Source organism: Vibrio sp. Vb1554, from assembly GCF_033344235.1.
In genome coordinates, this window is sequence record NZ_JAWPOJ010000006.1 from 1 (window position 1) to 17,900 (window position 17,900).

Sequence of the window (17,900 nt, forward strand, 5' to 3'; positions counted from 1 at the left end):
AAGAATTTGCTTGGCGACCATAGCGTTTTGGACCCACCTGATTTCCATGCCGAACTCAGAAGTGAAACGAAATAGCGCCGATGGTAGTGTGGGGCTTCCCCATGTGAGAGTAGGACATCGCCAGGCTTTAAATTTAAGAAGCCCGCTCGAAAGAGCGGGCTTTTTTTCATCTATAGAGTTTTAAAATTAGCTCACTTTATACCTAAAAAGTGTTCATCTAAGGTGCGATATACTTGCTCTCTGCAACCTTCCAAAAGGCTTTAACAAGCGGATTTTCCAGCTGAGTTTTGTTGCAGCAAACACCAAGTTTAAAAGGTTTAATTGGTAAGACTTTTAAACGATTTATCTTTTCTCTTACCGGACTGTTGTTGATTACAACATCAGGTGCGATACCTACTCCACACCCCAATGCAACCATACTTACGATGGCTTCATGTCCGGAGGTTTGTGCGTAGATCTTTGGCTTTATTTTCATTTGTTTGAGCCAAGTATTGGCCCTGTCCCTTGCCGTTCCTGCTTCTGGGAGTATGAATGGAATGACCGACCAGTCTGGTTTTTCTTTTTGTAGCTCTTCAGCAAACGCACTAACCCCAACAGGTACGATGACAGAAAGTGGGATTTCACTGATCGTTTCAAATGCGATTTTATTTGGCATCTGTTCTGACTTGGCTGATATGGCAATATCGGCTTCATCTGCTAGTATTTTGTCGATCGCTTGAGCTGGATCGCCGGTTGATAGTTTGAATTCAATGAAAGGGTTCTGAATACGAAAGTCAGATATTAGCTCCGGAAGATGGCTGTAGCTTGCAGTAACAGAACAAAAGAGACGGATTTCTCCTTTCAATTCATCCTCGGTTCCCTTCAGGTGACTCTGATACTGCTGCCATTCGCCAAGAATCTTTAAGGCGACTGGGACTAGCTTTTTACCTTGGATAGTTAAATCAACGCTACGGTTGTCGCGTAAAAACAATTGTTGGCTGGTTTCCTCCTCTAATTTTTGTATCTGTCGGCTTAAGGCTGAAGGGCTAATATGCATTGCCGCTGCGGTCTTGGCGAAACTTTTACTCTCACAGAGATGAATGAAAAGTTGCAGGCTTTTGATATTCATTAAATTTTCATTTCCATGTTGCATAAATTGCAATAACTAATTGTGAATATATCACTTTAAGCAATCTCATGTCTGTTTTAGTATGAAGTTATTCGGTAAGGCAATTACTGACCTCAATGGAAGAATCTCAAAGGAGCACCCAGATGGCTAATTATTTCAATACCCTAAACTTGCGCGAGCAGTTGGACCAATTAGGTCGTTGTCGTTTTATGGACCGCAGTGAGTTCGCTTCAGAAGCGGATTATCTGAAAGGTAAGAAAGTAGTCATTGTAGGTTGTGGTGCTCAAGGTCTTAACCAAGGTCTGAACATGCGCGACTCTGGTCTAGACGTTGCTTATGCGCTTCGCCAAGCCGCGATTGATGAGCAACGCCAGTCATTCAAAAACGCAAAAGACAACGGTTTTGAGGTAGGTAGCTACGAAACGCTAATTCCACAAGCTGATCTAGTAGTAAACCTTACTCCAGATAAGCAGCACACAAACGTTGTTGAGACGGTAATGCCGTTAATGAAAGAAGGCGCAGCACTAGGTTACTCTCACGGTTTCAACGTTGTTGAAGAAGGCATGCAAATCCGTAAAGACCTAACGGTAGTAATGGTTGCACCTAAATGTCCAGGTACGGAAGTTCGTGAAGAATACAAGCGCGGTTTCGGTGTACCGACTCTTATCGCTGTTCACCCAGAGAACGACCCAAAAGGTGAAGGTTGGGATATCGCGAAAGCTTGGGCTGCTGCAACCGGTGGTCACCGTGCTGGCTGTCTAGAGTCTTCTTTTGTTGCTGAGGTGAAATCTGACCTAATGGGTGAGCAAACTATCCTTTGTGGCATGCTACAGGCTGGCTCTATCGTGTGTTACGAGAAGATGATTGCTGATGGTATCGATCCTGGCTACGCTGGTAAGCTTCTTCAATACGGTTGGGAAACCATCACTGAAGCACTGAAGTTTGGTGGTATCACTCACATGATGGATCGCCTAACTAACCCTGCAAAAGTGAAAGCATTTGAGCTTTCTGAAGAGCTAAAAGAACTTATGCGTCCGCTATACAACAAGCACATGGATGACATCATCACCGGTCACTTCTCTAGCACTATGATGGCTGACTGGGCAAACGACGATGCAAATCTACTAGGCTGGCGTGCAGAAACAGGTGAAACTGCTTTCGAAAACTACCCAGAAACTGACGTAGAAATCTCTGAGCAAGAGTACTTCGATAACGGCATCTTGATGGTTGCTATGGTTCGTGCGGGTGTTGAGCTAGCATTCGAAGCGATGACGGCATCTGGCATCATCGATGAGTCTGCTTACTACGAGTCTCTACACGAGCTGCCACTTATCGCAAACACTATCGCACGTAAGCGTTTATACGAGATGAACGTGGTTATCTCAGACACTGCGGAATACGGTAACTACCTGTTCGCTAACGTAGCAACGCCGCTTCTACGTGAGAAGTTTATGCCAGCCGTAAATACTGACGTAATTGGTAAAGGTTTAGGTGAAACGTCTAACCAAGTGGATAACGCGACTCTTATCGCTGTGAATGAAACAATCCGTAACCACCCTGTAGAGTACATCGGTGAAGAGCTACGTGGTTACATGACTGATATGAAGCGTATCGCGGTGGGCGGCTAAATGACTGGCCTTAAGGCTCCATTTCGGTGTCGAAGGTGCTCGTTTACTATCGTACTCCTAGAAATGAAGCCTTAATACTGCGTAATTTACTTAGTCTCAAGTAACGCAGTAGATAAACTCCAGGCAGACTGGAGTGATAAATACAAAATAAAACACAACATCTAATCAAAAGGCTTGGTCGCCGTTGACCAAGCCTTTTTGTTTTTAGCCGATTTATCTGCGCGCCGATAAGAAAAACGCTCCTTTGTGAGGAGCGCTTTGATACTTATTTTTCAGCAAGCTTTTCTTCAAGTTGCGCCAACTTCTGTTCCATTTCTGTTAGCTTTTGACGTGTACGTAGTAAAACTTGAGTTTGAACATCAAACTCTTCGCGACTTACAACATCTAGCTTGTTTAGCTGGCCTTGGATTACTTGACGAACTTTCTGATCGACATCAGAGCCCAACTCTTTTACAGGTTGAGGCATTGAGTCGTGAATCTGTTTAGCAATTTGCTCTAATTTCTTTGGGTCAAACATAGTGGCTAAAACTCCTTTTGATTTGTCCTCATTTTAAGTAAATGATACGTGAAAGTCGCCACTTAGATGGCAAAAAAGAGAGCGGCAATAAAAAAGGCCACCGAAGTGACCTTTTTGAATGCCTTAATAGCTTATCTGTTATCCGCTAATTCACGATGAGCTGCTTTCGCTTCGTCAACTCGCGCTAACTTCTCCAAGTCTTTGTCTTCAACAAATACTGGCAGAGGTTTGTGTTTTTCAGCTAGGTAGCTGTAAATCACAGGTAGTACGAATAGTGTGAACAGTGTACCGATTGCAAGGCCAGCAACGATGACGATACCGATACTGAAACGTTGCGCGGCACCTGCACCTGTTGCGTACATCAGCGGGATCAAACCTGCGATCATCGCTGCAGTGGTCATTAGGATAGGGCGAAGACGCACTTTCGCAGCTTCCATCACCGCATCAATACGAGACAGTTTATTATGTAACTGCTCTTCCTTGGCGACTTCACAGATCAAGATACCGTGCTTGGTTATTAGGCCGACCAGCGTGATCAAACCAACCTGCGAGTAGATGTTCATCGAGGCCGTACCCCAGGCCAATGCGATCAAGGCACCACATATTGCCAGAGGTACAGATACCATGATGACAATAGGATCGCGGAGTGATTCAAATTGAATCGCCAGAACGAGGAAGATGATCGCAAGTGCAAGACCGAAGGTTGCATACAAGGCACTACCTTCCGTTACAAACTGACGAGATTCGCCCATGTAATCATGGTTATACCCTGCAGGCAGTTTGGTTTGTGCAATATTTTCAAACCAGTCGATTGCGTCACCCATAGCAACACTAGGCGATGGTACTGCACCCACAGTCGCTGAGTTTAGCTGGTTGAAGTGTGGCAAAGAGCGAGGCTCAGCCACCACATCGATAGTAATCAGACTGCCTAATGGAACCGCTTTACCATCCACAGAGCGTACATAGTAGTTCTTCATCGATTCTGGGTTTAGACGCCATTTACGCTCAACTTGAGGGATCACCTCATACGAGCGGCCATTCAGGTCGATTCGGTTTACATAACCATCTGCCATCATGGTGCTGAGAGTGATGCCAATGTCTTGCATAGTCACACCGTAGGCACCCGCTTTGTCTTTATCGATCTTGATCTTCATCGTTGCTGAATCGTAGTTCAAATCCAGGTCGGAATAGACAAACATTGGGCTACTTGCAACATCGGTTAGAATATCGCTAGCGATAGTAAACAAGCTCTCGAAGCTATTTGGTGTTGTAATTACAAACTGAACAGGTAGACCTGAGCCTGCACCTGGAAGCTCTGGCATTTGGAATGCAGTGACAGACATACCAGGCACACTTGATACTAGGCCACCCACACGTTTCGTGATTTCAGATTGGCTTGCCTCTCGTTCACTCCAAGGCTTCAATGTTGCTAGGCCAAACGCTTGGTTTGAGTTTGGTACACCATTAAAGACCTGTGCGTATTCCACCTCCGGTTGATCTGAGAGTATTTGGTTTACGTCATCCATGGTATTTTGGATATAGTCCAAGTTCGCGTTTGATGGGGCGGTACCCATCAGCATGACCACACCTTTATCTTCAGATGGTGCTAGTTCGCTAGGAATAAACTTGAACAAGACCGGTAAGCTTGCAAATACAATGATTGCAAACGCAATAACAACCGGACGATGAGCCATTACCGCTTTCAACATGCCTTCGTAACGAGTGGTCATGCCATCAAGGATATGGTGAACTTTTTGCTCAAACTTGCTTGGCTTCTCGTTCGCCTTCAGCATCTTCGAACACATCATTGGTGATAGTGTCAAAGCGATGATGCCGGATACGAATACTGAACCTGCCAGTGTCAAAGCGAACTCTTTGAACAATGAACCGGTGATACCACCCATCAATGCGATCGGCGCGTACACTGCACCTAGCGTCAATGTCATCGCGATAACTGGAACCGCAATTTCACGCGTACCAATAATTGCAGCTCGGAATGGCGATTCCCCTTCTTTGATGTGACGGTCAACGTTTTCTAGTACAACGATCGCGTCATCCACCACCAGACCGATGGCAAGCACCATCGCCAGTAGCGTCATCAAGTTCCAAGAGAAACCCATTGCTTGCATCACCATTGCCACACCAATCAATGAAAGTGGAATGGTCACGATAGGAATGATTACCGCGCGGAATGAACCTAGGAACAGTGTGATAACCACAAGTACGATGACCGCTGCTTCAAGAATCGTTTTGACTACCTCGTGAATTGACTCGTTGATCGCAATCGTAGAGTCGTACATCACGTTCATTTTGATGTTACTTGGTAGGTTGCGCTCAAGCTGAGGCAACAGTTCAAGTACGTCTGCTGCAATGTTGATTGGGTTAGCACTTGGCGCTGCGTTGATCGCCGCAACCACAGCTTCTTGACCGTTTGCACTTGCGCGATAAACGTCGTGACTCTTCTCTAGCGTTACTTTAGCGATATCACCTAGGCGGATGACATCCCCTTCACCAGTTTTCACGACCAATGCTTCAAGTTCAGCAACGTTTGATACCTGAGTATCTGCGCTACCGTTATAAAGCACGAACTCACCCGTCGCTTGACCGGTTGCAGATTGGTAGTTGTTGGCGTTAAGAACGCTCATCACATCGGTTGCGGTCAACTTCAAAGCGCCCATTTTGGCAGGATCTAACCATACGCGCAGTGCGTACTTCATACCACCATACAGGTCAACTTTGGACACACCGTTTACGGTGAACAACTGCGGGTTGATTACACGCTCAAGGTAGTCAGTGATCTGGCTTGAAGATAACTCGTCACTCGTAAAGCCGATGTACAGTACCGCCGTTGTCGAACCTGTCGACATGGTTACGGTTGGGTCTTCGGCTTCTTTTGGTAGCTGTGAACGTACCGAGTTGGTTTTCGCCAGAATGTCAGACAACGCCGCATTTGGATCAGTATTCAACTTCATGTTTACAGTAATGGTCGATTTACCCAATACCGATTGCGAAGTCATGTAATCAATATTATCGGCTTGCGCTACCGCTTGCTCCAATGGCTGAGTAATAAAGCCTTGGATCAAGTTGGCACTTGCACCGTAGTAACTGGTGGTCACGGTGACCACCGTATTCGTCATTTCAGGGTATTCACGAACCTGCATTTTGAACACCGCTTGCAAACCAAGCAATGCAATCAAAAAGCTGATCGATACCGCTAAAACTGGACGTTTTATAAAAACATCTGTAAAGCGCATGATGCCTCCAACTTAAAGCATTGGTGTTTCAGCAGGTGGGGTAGTTGCATCGCTTTCGACAATGCTTACTTTCGCATGGTTACTCAAACGGACTTGACCCGACGTCACCACTATATCACCTGGCTTCACGCCTTCTAGAATGTGTGCGATATCTTTAGAGCGTTCGCCAACTTTTACCACATGCTGCTTAACGCGTTTTTCGCCATCTTCTTCTGTTACGATGTAAACATTGTCGCCATACAGCGTAAATGTGATCGCGGTTTGAGGTAGAGTGACCTGATTTTCTAATTTAGGCAGAATGATGTTTGCACGCGCGAACATACCACTACGTAGTTTGCCGTCACTGTTAGGGATATCCGCTTGAACCTGAATCAAGCCACTTTGTACGTTTACAGCTGGTTCAATCGCAGAAATAGACCCTTTGAAAGGTTGGTCTGGATAAGCGTCAACAAAGATATCCACTTCTTGATCGATATTGATACGTGAAATATCGGTTTGTGGCACGGTGAAGCGCAAGCGCATCACGCTGGTATCTTCAAGGCGAACAATATCGGTGCCCGCCTGTAGGTACTGACCGAGGTACACGTTACGAATACCTACCACACCATCAAATGGCGCTTTGATTTCGCGTCGGTCGATGGTTGCTTTCAGGCTTTCAATATCCGCTTTTAAGGAGAAGTAGTTTGCTTCTGCTTCGTCATACGCTTCTTTAGAAATAGAGCCTTTTTTGAATAGGCCTTGGTAGCGTTTGTATTTCGCTTCTGCCGCTGGCAACTTAGCTTGCGAGCTCTTCAAATTTGCTTTTTCGACTTCAGAATCAAGCAACACTAATGGCTGACCCGATTTAACTTGAGTACCGGAATCAAACGCGATTTTATCGATAACACCGCTCGTTTCGTTCGCTACCGTCACGCCTTGGTTTGGCTCGATAAAACCAATTGCCTCGATGACTGGTACCCAATCCACCGCTTGCACTTCTGTCACGGTTACTGGGAACTCAGGTTCAGGACGGTTTGCCATGTATTCAGCGATCTTTTGTTGCTTAAATAAATTGAAACCTATCACGCTGCCGAACAAGAGAACGGCGATAAGTAACATAAAGAAAGTCCACTTTTTCATTCTATTAAGAACTCCAAGTTAGTGTTTAATAATTGCATCCCAACTGGCTTCAATAGCGGCCTCTAATGCCGTCTTATCCAGTTGATAAAATCCCAAAGCGTGTTTCCGAGCAAGTGCAACACTTGCCTCAAAACTTAATCCAGAAAGTACTTCGTTATCGAGAAGCTTGAATACTCCCTCGTCTTTACCCTGATTAAAAAGAAGATCTACTTGGGCAAACATTTGTCTCTCAAGTTCCCGAGCTTTGCTACTATTTGAACAGGGTAAAGATTCATATTGGACTCGGTTGCTGATCGCACTTAAGTTCGAGCTCGCTAGATTCCAAATATTGAGCCACATGGTTCGATAACGCTGTTTTAAAGGCATCTCTTCACTAACACCTAGTTGCACCGCAGTAGCAACACGCTTAGCAACGTTAAGGCGTAGTTCCTCTAAAAGATGTTCTTTATCTGAGAAATAACGGTAAATCGTCCCTGCTGCGACACCTGCCTCATTGGCGAGCTTTTGCATGGAAAGCCCTTGAAAGCCAGATTCAGCAATGAGTTGTTCAGCAGCGACTAAGATTTGTTCTCGTTTATCTACAGCAGGGTTATCCTTCATAATGTCACCCTTTAGTGAATGAACGTTCATTCATTATAGCTTAAATACCCGCCATTTATGCAACAGAATATTGCACTTAATTGGTGTGAAAATTACAAGAAATCAGCATAGCTTTCACGAGGCCACCCCTTTATCATAGGCGCCACATTCATCACCCGCAGAGAATTTCTATGAAGCTGAACCCTAGTCAAGATGAAGCCGTGAAATACGTGTCTGGTCCATGCCTAGTGCTAGCTGGTGCTGGCTCGGGCAAAACTCGTGTTATTACCAATAAAATCGCTTATCTGGTTCAGCAATGTGGTTACAAAGCGCGTAACATTGCGGCGGTGACGTTTACCAACAAAGCAGCACGTGAAATGAAGGAGCGTGTAGGTCAAACGTTAGGGAAAGGTGAGTCTAAAGGTTTGATGGTATCAACATTCCACACTTTAGGATTGAACATCATCAAGCGTGAGTACAAGCATTTAGGGTTGAAAGCGGGCTTCTCACTGTTTGATGACCAAGACCAGCTAGCGCTGCTCAAAGAACTTACCGAAAAGCAGCTTGATGGTGATAAAGATCTGCTACGTCAGCTTCTGAGTTGTATTTCCAACTGGAAAAACGACATGTTGACGCCAGAGCAAGCCAAAGCGCGTGCGCAAGGTGAACAGCAACAATTGTTTGCGTTCTGTTTTGATATGTACCAAAAGCAAATGAAAGCCTATAACGCGCTCGATTTTGATGACCTAATTTTGATGCCCGTTTTACTCTTACGTAATCATGAAGATGTTCGTCAGCGTTGGCAGAATCGTATCCGTTACCTACTGGTTGACGAGTATCAAGATACCAACACGAGTCAGTATGAGCTGGTCAAATTAATTGTCGGAGAACGTGGGCGATTGACTGTTGTAGGGGATGACGATCAGTCTATTTATTCATGGCGTGGTGCGAAACCTCAGAACCTCGTGTTGCTGGGTGAAGATTATCCGAATTTGCGTTTGATTAAGCTAGAGCAAAACTACCGTTCAACGAGTCGAATCCTGCGTGCGGCCAACATTTTGATAGCTAACAACCCTCACGTCTATGAGAAGTCCTTGTTCTCTGAAATTCCTGACGGTGAAAAACTCAAAGTGTTGTTGGCTAAAAATGAAGAGCACGAAGCGGAGCGAGTAACGGGTGAACTAATTGCGCATAAGTTCCTAAACCGTACCGAATATAAAGATTATGCGATTCTATATCGTGGTAACCACCAATCACGTTTGATTGAAAAGTCTCTGATGCAAAACCGCGTACCGTATAAAATTTCTGGCGGCACCTCGTTTTTTGCGCGCGCAGAGATTAAAGACATCATGGCGTATTTGCGCGTTTTGGTTAATCCGGATGACGACAATGCATTTTTGCGCATTGTGAATACTCCACGACGTGAAATTGGCCCAGTAACGTTAGAGAAGTTAGGCAGTTATGCCAATATGCGAGGGAAGAGCCTGTTTGAATCGAGCTTTGAAATGGGGCTCGAACAGCACCTAACGGGACGTGGTCTAGAAAACTTGCGTCGTTTCACCCAATGGCTAGTGGCGATTGCTGATCAAGCTGAGCGTGGTGATACCGTCGAAGCGGTTCGTTCGCTAGTTCGTGATATCCATTATGAAGATTGGCTATACGAAACTTCAGCAAGTCCAAAAGCCGCTGAAATGCGAATGAAGAACGTTTCTGACCTTTATTCATGGATAGTGGCGGACCTAGAGGGTGACAACTACGATCAAGAAGAGAAAACGTTAAAAGAAGTCGTTCAACGTTTGACCTTGCGTGACATGATGGAGCGCGGTGAAGAAGATGAAGACAGTGATGCAGTACAACTGATGACCTTGCACGCCTCAAAAGGCCTTGAGTTCCCATATGTATACTTAATTGGGTCCGAAGAAGGTATTTTACCGCACCAAACCAGTATTGATGAAGATAACGTGGAAGAAGAACGTCGCCTGATGTACGTTGGTATTACTCGCGCGCAACGTGAACTGACTTTCACTATGTGCAAAGAGCGTCGACAGTTCGGCGAGTTGATCAAACCGACTCAAAGCCGCTTTTTGGATGAGTTACCATTTGATGACGTTGAATGGGAAGTAAACAAAAAGCCAGTATCAGCGGAAGAACGTATGGCGAAAGGTCAAGCACACATTGCCAATATTCGAGCAATGTTTAAGAAGTAAAGTAACCTTGTTCTCACTGATTAAAAACAAAAAGGCTTGCCAACTGGCAAGCCTTTTTCGTTGATGTCTTTACTTATAGACCTTCAATCATGTGGTCAATTGCTGCGATGATTTCATCGTCAGAACAGTCCATACAGGTTCCTTTGGCTGGCATCGCATTGAAGCCTTCTAATGCGTGCTTCACTAACGTATCTTTGCCTTGTGCAATACGCGGTGCCCAATCATCGGCATTACCTGTTTTAGGTGCGCCGTTTACACCAGATGCGTGACAAGCAATACAAAAAGTACCATAAACTGTGGCGCCATCACGTGGACCGGTTGGTTCTTCTTTCACTGGCTCAGAACCTGCTAGATAAACATCACCGACAGGTTGGATGCGTTCTGCGATCGCATCGTATTCAGTTTGGCTGATGTCAGAAGCTAAAGCTGCCGTAGAAAACGTTAAGGCAGCGAACAAAACGCTAATCATTTGTCGAGACATATCCATTAAACCCACTTCACATTCCCGAGGTAAGTGACTTACCTATTTATATAGTTAGAGTATTAATGCCGAGCAGAGAAATCATTAAATTCCACTGAATGGCATAGAATGATTAGACAACTTGGTTGCAGCTGTTAAATCAATGTAAATAATGGGTGATTATATCCCGATAACTTGTTGCAATAAACAACAAGTTATCCATGACAGGGCGTGAATCACATCAAAAATCCACTTTAACGGAAGATAACTGTCGAAAAAGAGACCAAACGATAAAAAAAGTAAAAAAAGTACTAGACGGCATAGTGTGATATCCGTATTATTCCACTCCGCCGATAGGGCATGCGCCCGTAGCTCAGTTGGATAGAGCGTTGGCCTCCGGAGCCAAAGGTCGAAGGTTCGAATCCTTTCGGGCGTACCATTGCCTCGGAGGATACATCGGTAAAAATCAGTGGTGGCTATAGCTCAGTTGGTAGAGCCCCGGATTGTGATTCCGGTTGTCGCGAGTTCAAGTCTCGTTAGCCACCCCATTCTTTCTTTTTTAGATTGAATGCGGTAGCATTGCTCCCAATCTTGATTCAATCAAGATAAAACATCGTCGGTGAATAGCGCAGCTTGGTAGCGCATCTGGTTTGGGACCAGAGGGTCGGGGGTTCGAATCCCTCTTCACCGACCACTATTTAGTTTATGGCTCTAATAGAGCGGTAAACAGCAAAAATTGATGGTGGCTATAGCTCAGTTGGTAGAGCCCTGGATTGTGATTCCGGTGGTCGCGAGTTCGAATCTCGTTAGCCACCCCATTAATTAAGGTGACTTCTTAGTTGAAGTGTCCTGTCTGATTTGAGAAAATCAGCAAATACAGTTCGGTGAATAGCGCAGCTTGGTAGCGCATCTGGTTTGGGACCAGAGGGTCGGGGGTTCGAATCCCTCTTCACCGACCACTATTTAAAGCCTCAGTCGAAAGACTGGGGCTTTTTTGCATCTCTCCTGAAAAGAATCGGCATTCCATTTCAATTTTCCCCAAAAGTGTACAGCTCTAGGGGCTTTTGACCACCTATGATCCAAATGCTTTTCGAGCTGACAAAATAAACCCCAGAGCAGTGTCTGGGGTTTTGTAGTTTTCTAATCCGCTGCTTTTATTGGGCGAGTGTTTTAAGGATTTCTTTCAGTTCTACCGTTTCTTGGATTTCAAAACTTGGCGTTATATCCGTTGAGTTACTTGCGCCTGTCGCATTCACCCACACACTCAAAATACCCATATTGTTAGCGCCAGCAATGTCAGCAGGTAAAGAGTCGCCCACGTGTAGAGCCTCTTCTGGTTTTACTTCGACCAAGTCGAGCGCTTTTTGGAAAATACTTGTAGCAGGTTTCTCTTCTGGCTCTTCTCCTCCCACAATAATATGGTCCACCCAGTTGCTCATTTGTGTCGCGTTTAATTTAGGGTGTTGAGAAAAAATCGGACCGTTAGTGATCACGACGAGTTTGTAATGTTGACGAAGGTCGCTGAGCATTTCTTTTACACCAGGGAAGAAGGTGAACGCGCCCATACGTGCAGAGTCAAAGTAGTCTTGAGCTTGTTGAGCCTCTTTTGCAGTGATGCTGACGCCTTGCTCCGCCAAGATGTTTTGGATCAGGCCACAACGGAAGGCATTTTCATCGGGTAGCAGAGCCACAAGGTGAGGGAACTCAGCATTCAGCTTTTTGTATACACCCTGTAAGTAGCGCTGCAAAAACGCTTTTGGCTCAGTCACTTGTGGGTAGGTTTTATGAATCCAAGTTGTAAACGCTTGTCCTGCAACTTTATCGGCTTGTGACGTTGCACATAAAGTCTCGTCCATATCAAAAAAAATCGCTTTAAGCACAGGAGCTCCTTTTATTTACGGCTTGGCTTTGACACTGTTCATCTATTATCCCACTCTCAATTGTGTCGTAAAGGGTTAAAATCGGCGAGTTTTCTTATGACGTACGAATGAGGATAGCGGTACTTTCCTTTGCTTAGTCAATAAACCGCTTAAGTGGCGCATAATCTGCGTTGGAGCAGGATTTGTGTGGTTTTGCTGTTTTGTTCACGTTTTGACCGATCCTTTCTCTTCCTAAGTTTGGCTTTTTGTATTTGCCGACTATTTTATTAATAGTTTTTTATGTTGAAAAAACACTTTTTTCATATGATATTGTTTGTTAAATGTTAACAAATGCACATGAATAATATGGTTAATGATCTTGTTTAGCTCATGTTTACTTTTAGAGCATTTTTCTAGTTTTATTGGTGCATGACGCACAAAAATAGTGTGATATGAAAATGGTTAAATACTTGTTAATGCATTTTTATTCGCTAATTGTGCGTTTATTTAATGTTTTTTCGGCGGAATATACTTTAATTGTTGCTTTTTTGTGTGATTTTTGCCAAATTATTTCCGCATTAAGATTTCAGAGTATTATTCTGAATTTGAACGGATTCATTCAGGTGATGAATGGTGCCTTTGGCATGATTCGATACCACAGACAAGGCAGTAGAGGTCTGAAATGTCACTATTAGAAGTGAAAAACCTTCGTATTGAATACCCATCCCGACACGGCGTTCACGCTGCCGTGAAGTCACTTTCTTTTCATATTGAACGTGGTGAAATCGTGGGTGTTGTTGGCGAATCAGGTGCGGGTAAATCCACCGTTGGTAACGCTGTTATCGATTTGCTTAGTCCCCCAGGTCGCGTTGCTAGCGGTGATGTATTCTTGGATGGAGAAAAAATTTCTGGCCTATCACCAGAAGCGATGCGTAAGGTTCGCGGCTCGAAAATAGGTTTTATTTTCCAAGATCCGATGACCTCGCTCAATCCACTTTTTACTGTTGAGCAACAGCTGAAAGAGACGATCCACGCCAACATGAAGGTCTCTGATGAAGAGGCGTATCAGCGCGCGCTTTCTCTTATGCAGCAGGTTGGTATTCCTCAACCAGAAAACCGCTTAAAGCAGTACCCGCACCAATTCTCTGGTGGTATGCGTCAGCGTGTTGTCATTGCCATTGCTTTGGCTGGTGAGCCTGATCTCATCATTGCGGACGAACCAACTACGGCGTTAGACGTTTCTATCCAAGACCAAATCCTCAACTTGATCCGCGAGCTGTGTATCAAGAACAATGTCGGCTGTATGTTGGTTACTCACGATATGGGGGTAGTCTCCAACGTCACCGATCGCGTGGCGGTAATGTATCGTGGTGACTTGGTGGAGTTTGGACCAACAGCCAAAGTATTGGGCGATCCTGATCACTCTTACACTCGCAGTCTAATTTCAGCGGTACCACGTTCAGACAGAAAGTTAGATCGTTTCCCGTTAGTAAGCTATATCGAAGAAGCGGCGGAAATGGAGCCACTCGATATCAAGAACCACTGGTTAGGACAAAGCCAAGATGAGCGTGAGTACACTGGCCCGCTTTTGGACGTGAAGAACGTCAATCTTCGCTTTGTGACCAAAGACTCTTTGTTCGAGAGCCGCCGAGAATACGTGCAAGCATCTAATAATGTGAGCTTTGAAGTGCACGAAGGCGAAACCTTTGGTTTGGTGGGCGAGTCTGGTTCAGGTAAATCGACCATTGCACGTGTGATTGCTGGTTTATACCAACCTAACTCTGGTCAGGTGAAATTCGAGGGCATTGACCTGACCGCTTTAACCTCTGAGAAAGAGCGCCGCCCGATGCGTCGTCAAATGCAGATGGTGTTCCAAAACCCATATACTTCAATGAACCCTCGTATGAAGGTATTCGATATTATTGCTGAGCCAATCCGTTTCCATAAATTGACGAAAAACGAGTCGGAAACTCGCCAAATCGTGAATGACCTATTGGATCATGTTGGTTTGGGTCGAATGGCTGGGCTTAAGTACCCTCATGAATTCTCCGGTGGTCAGCGTCAGCGTATTTCTATTGCGCGTGCGTTGGCGACTCGTCCTCGACTTTTGATTTGTGATGAACCGACCTCAGCACTGGACGTATCGGTACAGGCACAAATTCTAAACTTGCTGAAAGATCTGCAAAGTGAGCTGAACTTGACTATGTTGTTTATCAGCCACGATTTACCTGTTATTCGTCAGATGTGTGACCGAGTAGGTGTGATGCAAATGGGTACACTTTTAGAAGTGGCACCAACAGAACAGTTATTCACGGCACCTCAACACGAATACAGCAAAAAATTGATTTCTCTGATGCCGGAGTTTACAGGCTTGCGAGAAGAGATCGAAACGGCATAAACCAAGCAATTCGCTTGGCTAACCTTTAGTCATAACAAAGACGCAAACACAACAACAAGGGATCCGTATCCCCGCATGAAGGAGTTATGCAAATGAAAACCATGAAAAGCAAATTAGCAGTGGCGCTAATGGCTGCGGGCCTAAGCTTTAACGCAATGGCAGCAGATATCAAAGTTGGCTATGCAGCTGACCCAGTATCGCTTGACCCACATGAGCAGCTATCAGGTGGCACACTGCAAATGTCACACATGGTATTTGATCCGTTGGTTCGCTTTACTCAAAAAATGGATTTCGAGCCTCGCCTAGCAGAAAGCTGGGAACGTATTAACGATACGACTGTTCGTTTCAAACTGCGTGAAGGTGTGAAATTCCATTCTGGCAATACTCTAACGGCTGACGACGTCGTGTGGACGTTCCAGCGTTTACAAAGCTCTCCTGACTTTAAAAACATCTTCGACCCGTACGAAAAAATCGTCAAAGTTGACGACAACACGTTCGATCTTGTAACTAAAGGTCCTTACCCACTAGTGCTGCAAACCGCAACGTACATTTTCCCAATGGACAGCAAGTTCTACACGGGCAAAACTGCGGACGGCAAAGACAAGTCTGAGCTAGTGAAGCACGGTAACTCATTTGCATCGACTAACGTATCTGGCACGGGTCCATTCATTGTGACTTCACGTGAGCAGGGCGTAAAAGTGGAATTTGAACGCTTTAAAGATTACTGGGACAAAGAGTCGAAAGGTAACGTTGATAAGCTAACGCTTGTGCCAATTAAAGAAGACGCAACTCGTGTAGCAGCGCTGCTTTCTGGCGGTGTTGACATGATTCACCCTGTAGCGCCAAACGACCACAAACGCGTTGAAGATGCTGACGGCATCGACCTAGTTACGCTACCTGGTACTCGTATCATCACGTTCCAACTAAACCAAAACAGCAACGAAGCATTGAAAGACGTTCGCGTTCGCCAAGCGATTGTTCACGCAATCAATAACGAAGGTATCGTGAAGAAAATCATGAAAGGCTTCGCAACGGCCGCTGGTCAGCAAAGCCCGGCAGGTTACGTGGGTCACGATGACAAACTGGTTCCTCGCTACGATCTGAAGAAAGCGAAAGAGCTGATGAAAGAAGCGGGTTACGAAAATGGCCTGACGCTAACGATGATCGCACCAAACAACCGTTACGTGAATGATGCGAAAGTAGCACAAGCGGCGGCGGCAATGTTGTCTAAGATCGGTATCAAGGTTGATCTGAAGACCATGCCAAAAGCGCAGTACTGGCCTGAGTTCGACAAGTGTGCGGCAGACATGCTAATGATCGGTTGGCACTCAGATACAGAAGACTCAGCGAACTTCAACGAGTTCCTAACGATGACTCGTAACGAAGAAACCGGTCGTGGTCAGTACAACTGTGGTTACTACTCAAACCCAGAAATGGACAAAGTGGTTGAAGCTGCGAACGTAGAGACGGATCCTGCGAAACGTGCAGAAATGCTGAAGGGCGTAGAAGCGACACTATACAACGACGCAGCATTCGTACCGCTACACTGGCAAAGTGAAGCATGGGGCGCGAAGTCTAACGTGAAAGCGGCAGATATCGTTAACCCAATGGTAATGCCTTACTTCGGTGACCTAGTGGTTGAATAATCACGGTTAGTCTACTTTGAGGAGGGATGGATTTCCCTCCTCAACTTAAAGCACTCGACTCAATTTTGTTTCAGTCGGATTGAGTTGGTTATTTAGACTGAATTTTCTCTCTAATTTAGAGATCTATGGATAGTTAAGGGGCAAGGAATGTTTTCGTTTCTGGTCAAGCGCCTGTTTCAGGCACTGATAGTGATGTTTGTGATCAGTTTGGTGGCGTTTGCCATTCAGGACAACCTGGGTGATCCGCTGCGTGAGCTTGTAGGTCAGTCGGTTTCGGAATCGGAGCGTCAAGCGCTACGCGACGACTTGGGCCTGAACGATCCCTTTATCACAAAGTACACGCGCTTTGTGGGTAATGCACTGCAAGGTGATTTGGGTACCTCATATTTTTTCAAGCGACCTGCGGTTGAGGTGATTCTCGACAAGCTGGTGGCTACATTAGAGCTCGTGTTTGGCGCGACGCTTATCATCATTGTTTTCTCTATTCCGCTTGGGGTGTACTCTGCGATTCATCCTAAGAGTGTTTTTACCAAATTTGTGATGGCGATGAGCAGTGTCGGTATCTCGATTCCGGTGTTCTTAACCGCAATCATGCTGATGTATGTCTTTTCAATAGAACTCGGTTGGTTGCCTTCCTATGGGCGAGGTGAAACCGCTAACGTACTCGGTTGGGAATCTGGCTTCTTTACCATTGATGGTATCAAGCACCTCATCCTACCTTGTATTGCGCTAGCGTCTATCATGCTGCCGTTGTTCATCCGTTTGGTACGTTCAGAAATGCTGGAAGTTCTGAGTTCGGAATACATTAAGTTCGCCAAAGCAAAAGGTTTGAACTTACAAAAGATTTATTACCAACATGCACTTAAGAACACCATGCTACCAGTATTGACGGTAGGTGGCGTGCAGATTGGTACCATGGTGGCCTACACCATTCTTACTGAAACCGTCTTCCAATGGCCGGGCACTGGCTTCCTTTTCCTAGAGGCAATCAACCGTGTAGATACACCGCTGATCACTGCCTACGTTATCTTTGTTGGTCTGATCTTCGTGGTAACCAATACCATCGTTGACTTGCTGTACGGCATCATCAACCCAACTGTGAACCTAACTGGAAAAGGAGCTTAA

General features: G+C 45.3%; 12 protein-coding genes, 5 tRNA genes and 1 rRNA gene. 11 read left to right on the forward strand and 7 right to left on the reverse strand.

Annotated features, from left to right (window positions below; genetic code table 11):
- Window positions 1-9 precede the first annotated feature (9 nt).
- Window positions 10-126, forward strand: a 5S ribosomal RNA gene (gene rrf / locus R8N28_RS06905).
- Window positions 127-217: 91 nt separating this feature from the next.
- Here rrf and ilvY read toward each other — a convergent pair.
- The gene (gene ilvY / locus R8N28_RS06910; protein WP_005379097.1) at window positions 218-1,108 is read right to left on the reverse strand and encodes an HTH-type transcriptional activator IlvY; all 891 of its coding nucleotides are present in this window, start codon (window positions 1,106-1,108) and stop codon (window positions 218-220) included.
- A gap of 143 nt (window positions 1,109-1,251) precedes the next feature.
- On the opposite strand from ilvY, the gene ilvC reads away from it, so the two are divergent.
- Window positions 1,252-2,736: a ketol-acid reductoisomerase gene (gene ilvC, locus R8N28_RS06915; protein ID WP_005379098.1), complete on the forward strand. Its 1,485-nt coding sequence runs from the start codon at window positions 1,252-1,254 to the stop codon at window positions 2,734-2,736.
- Window positions 2,737-3,001: 265 nt separating this feature from the next.
- On the opposite strand, the gene ubiK is transcribed toward ilvC, so the two are convergent.
- The 4 genes from ubiK to R8N28_RS06935 all read right to left on the reverse strand — a co-directional run bounded on the left by ubiK (window position 3,002) and on the right by R8N28_RS06935 (window position 8,226).
- The gene (gene ubiK, locus R8N28_RS06920) at window positions 3,002-3,253 is read right to left on the reverse strand and encodes a ubiquinone biosynthesis accessory factor UbiK (RefSeq protein ID WP_005379099.1); all 252 of its coding nucleotides are present in this window, start codon (window positions 3,251-3,253) and stop codon (window positions 3,002-3,004) included.
- A 131-nt stretch (window positions 3,254-3,384) separates the two neighbouring features.
- The gene (gene vmeD, locus R8N28_RS06925; RefSeq protein WP_005379100.1) at window positions 3,385-6,507 is read right to left on the reverse strand and encodes a multidrug efflux RND transporter permease subunit VmeD; all 3,123 of its coding nucleotides are present in this window, start codon (window positions 6,505-6,507) and stop codon (window positions 3,385-3,387) included.
- A 12-nt stretch (window positions 6,508-6,519) separates the two neighbouring features.
- Window positions 6,520-7,626: a multidrug efflux RND transporter periplasmic adaptor subunit VmeC gene (gene vmeC, locus R8N28_RS06930; RefSeq protein ID WP_238970144.1), complete on the reverse strand. Its 1,107-nt coding sequence runs from the start codon at window positions 7,624-7,626 to the stop codon at window positions 6,520-6,522.
- An 18-nt stretch (window positions 7,627-7,644) separates the two neighbouring features.
- Entirely contained in the window at window positions 7,645-8,226 is a 582-nt protein-coding gene (locus R8N28_RS06935; protein WP_005384254.1) for a TetR/AcrR family transcriptional regulator, read from the reverse strand.
- A 170-nt stretch (window positions 8,227-8,396) separates the two neighbouring features.
- Here R8N28_RS06935 and rep point away from each other — a divergent pair, with 170 nt between their 5' ends.
- Window positions 8,397-10,412: a DNA helicase Rep gene (gene rep / locus R8N28_RS06940; protein WP_005379104.1), complete on the forward strand. Its 2,016-nt coding sequence runs from the start codon at window positions 8,397-8,399 to the stop codon at window positions 10,410-10,412.
- Window positions 10,413-10,485: 73 nt separating this feature from the next.
- Here the strand turns inward: rep and R8N28_RS06945 are convergent, their stop codons facing one another.
- The gene (locus R8N28_RS06945; RefSeq protein WP_005384252.1) at window positions 10,486-10,899 is read right to left on the reverse strand and encodes a c-type cytochrome; all 414 of its coding nucleotides are present in this window, start codon (window positions 10,897-10,899) and stop codon (window positions 10,486-10,488) included.
- Window positions 10,900-11,234: 335 nt separating this feature from the next.
- On the opposite strand from R8N28_RS06945, the gene R8N28_RS06950 reads away from it, so the two are divergent.
- The 5 genes from R8N28_RS06950 (at window position 11,235) to R8N28_RS06970 (ending at window position 11,831) form a co-directional block, all read left to right on the forward strand.
- Window positions 11,235-11,311 (forward strand) — tRNA-Arg (locus R8N28_RS06950).
- Between the two features lie 33 nt (window positions 11,312-11,344).
- Window positions 11,345-11,420, forward strand: a tRNA-His gene (locus tag R8N28_RS06955).
- A 69-nt stretch (window positions 11,421-11,489) separates the two neighbouring features.
- A tRNA-Pro gene (locus tag R8N28_RS06960) sits at window positions 11,490-11,566 on the forward strand.
- A gap of 48 nt (window positions 11,567-11,614) precedes the next feature.
- Window positions 11,615-11,690 (forward strand) — tRNA-His (locus tag R8N28_RS06965).
- Between the two features lie 64 nt (window positions 11,691-11,754).
- Window positions 11,755-11,831 (forward strand) — tRNA-Pro (locus R8N28_RS06970).
- A 195-nt stretch (window positions 11,832-12,026) separates the two neighbouring features.
- On the opposite strand, the gene R8N28_RS06975 is transcribed toward R8N28_RS06970, so the two are convergent.
- The gene (locus tag R8N28_RS06975) at window positions 12,027-12,752 is read right to left on the reverse strand and encodes an HAD family hydrolase (protein ID WP_005379107.1); all 726 of its coding nucleotides are present in this window, start codon (window positions 12,750-12,752) and stop codon (window positions 12,027-12,029) included.
- 661 nt (window positions 12,753-13,413) lie between these two features.
- Here R8N28_RS06975 and R8N28_RS06980 point away from each other — a divergent pair.
- The 3 genes from R8N28_RS06980 to R8N28_RS06990 all read left to right on the forward strand — a co-directional run bounded on the left by R8N28_RS06980 (window position 13,414) and on the right by R8N28_RS06990 (window position 17,900).
- Entirely contained in the window at window positions 13,414-15,129 is a 1,716-nt protein-coding gene (locus R8N28_RS06980; RefSeq protein ID WP_005379108.1) for a dipeptide ABC transporter ATP-binding protein, read from the forward strand.
- Between the two features lie 92 nt (window positions 15,130-15,221).
- Window positions 15,222-16,775 (forward strand): ABC transporter substrate-binding protein, encoded by a 1,554-nt coding sequence (locus R8N28_RS06985; protein WP_005379109.1) that lies wholly within the window; start codon window positions 15,222-15,224, stop codon window positions 16,773-16,775.
- A 147-nt stretch (window positions 16,776-16,922) separates the two neighbouring features.
- Window positions 16,923-17,900 carry an ABC transporter permease gene (locus tag R8N28_RS06990; RefSeq protein ID WP_005379110.1) on the forward strand — a complete coding sequence of 326 codons (978 nt, stop codon included), beginning with the start codon at window positions 16,923-16,925 and terminating at the stop codon, window positions 17,898-17,900.

Coding starts and splice junctions, on each gene's coding strand:
- R8N28_RS06985 (WP_005379109.1), top strand. CDS start 15,222: ATGAAAACCATGAAAAGCAAATTAGCAGTGGCGCTAATGGCTGCGGGC.
- R8N28_RS06935 (WP_005384254.1), bottom strand. CDS start 8,226: ATGAAGGATAACCCTGCTGTAGATAAACGAGAACAAATCTTAGTCGCT.
- rep (WP_005379104.1), top strand. CDS start 8,397: ATGAAGCTGAACCCTAGTCAAGATGAAGCCGTGAAATACGTGTCTGGT.
- ilvC (WP_005379098.1), top strand. CDS start 1,252: ATGGCTAATTATTTCAATACCCTAAACTTGCGCGAGCAGTTGGACCAA.
- vmeC (WP_238970144.1), bottom strand. CDS start 7,626: ATGAAAAAGTGGACTTTCTTTATGTTACTTATCGCCGTTCTCTTGTTC.
- R8N28_RS06980 (WP_005379108.1), top strand. CDS start 13,414: ATGTCACTATTAGAAGTGAAAAACCTTCGTATTGAATACCCATCCCGA.
- R8N28_RS06945 (WP_005384252.1), bottom strand. CDS start 10,899: ATGGATATGTCTCGACAAATGATTAGCGTTTTGTTCGCTGCCTTAACG.
- ilvY (WP_005379097.1), bottom strand. CDS start 1,108: ATGAATATCAAAAGCCTGCAACTTTTCATTCATCTCTGTGAGAGTAAA.
- R8N28_RS06990 (WP_005379110.1), top strand. CDS start 16,923: ATGTTTTCGTTTCTGGTCAAGCGCCTGTTTCAGGCACTGATAGTGATG.
- vmeD (WP_005379100.1), bottom strand. CDS start 6,507: ATGCGCTTTACAGATGTTTTTATAAAACGTCCAGTTTTAGCGGTATCG.
- ubiK (WP_005379099.1), bottom strand. CDS start 3,253: ATGTTTGACCCAAAGAAATTAGAGCAAATTGCTAAACAGATTCACGAC.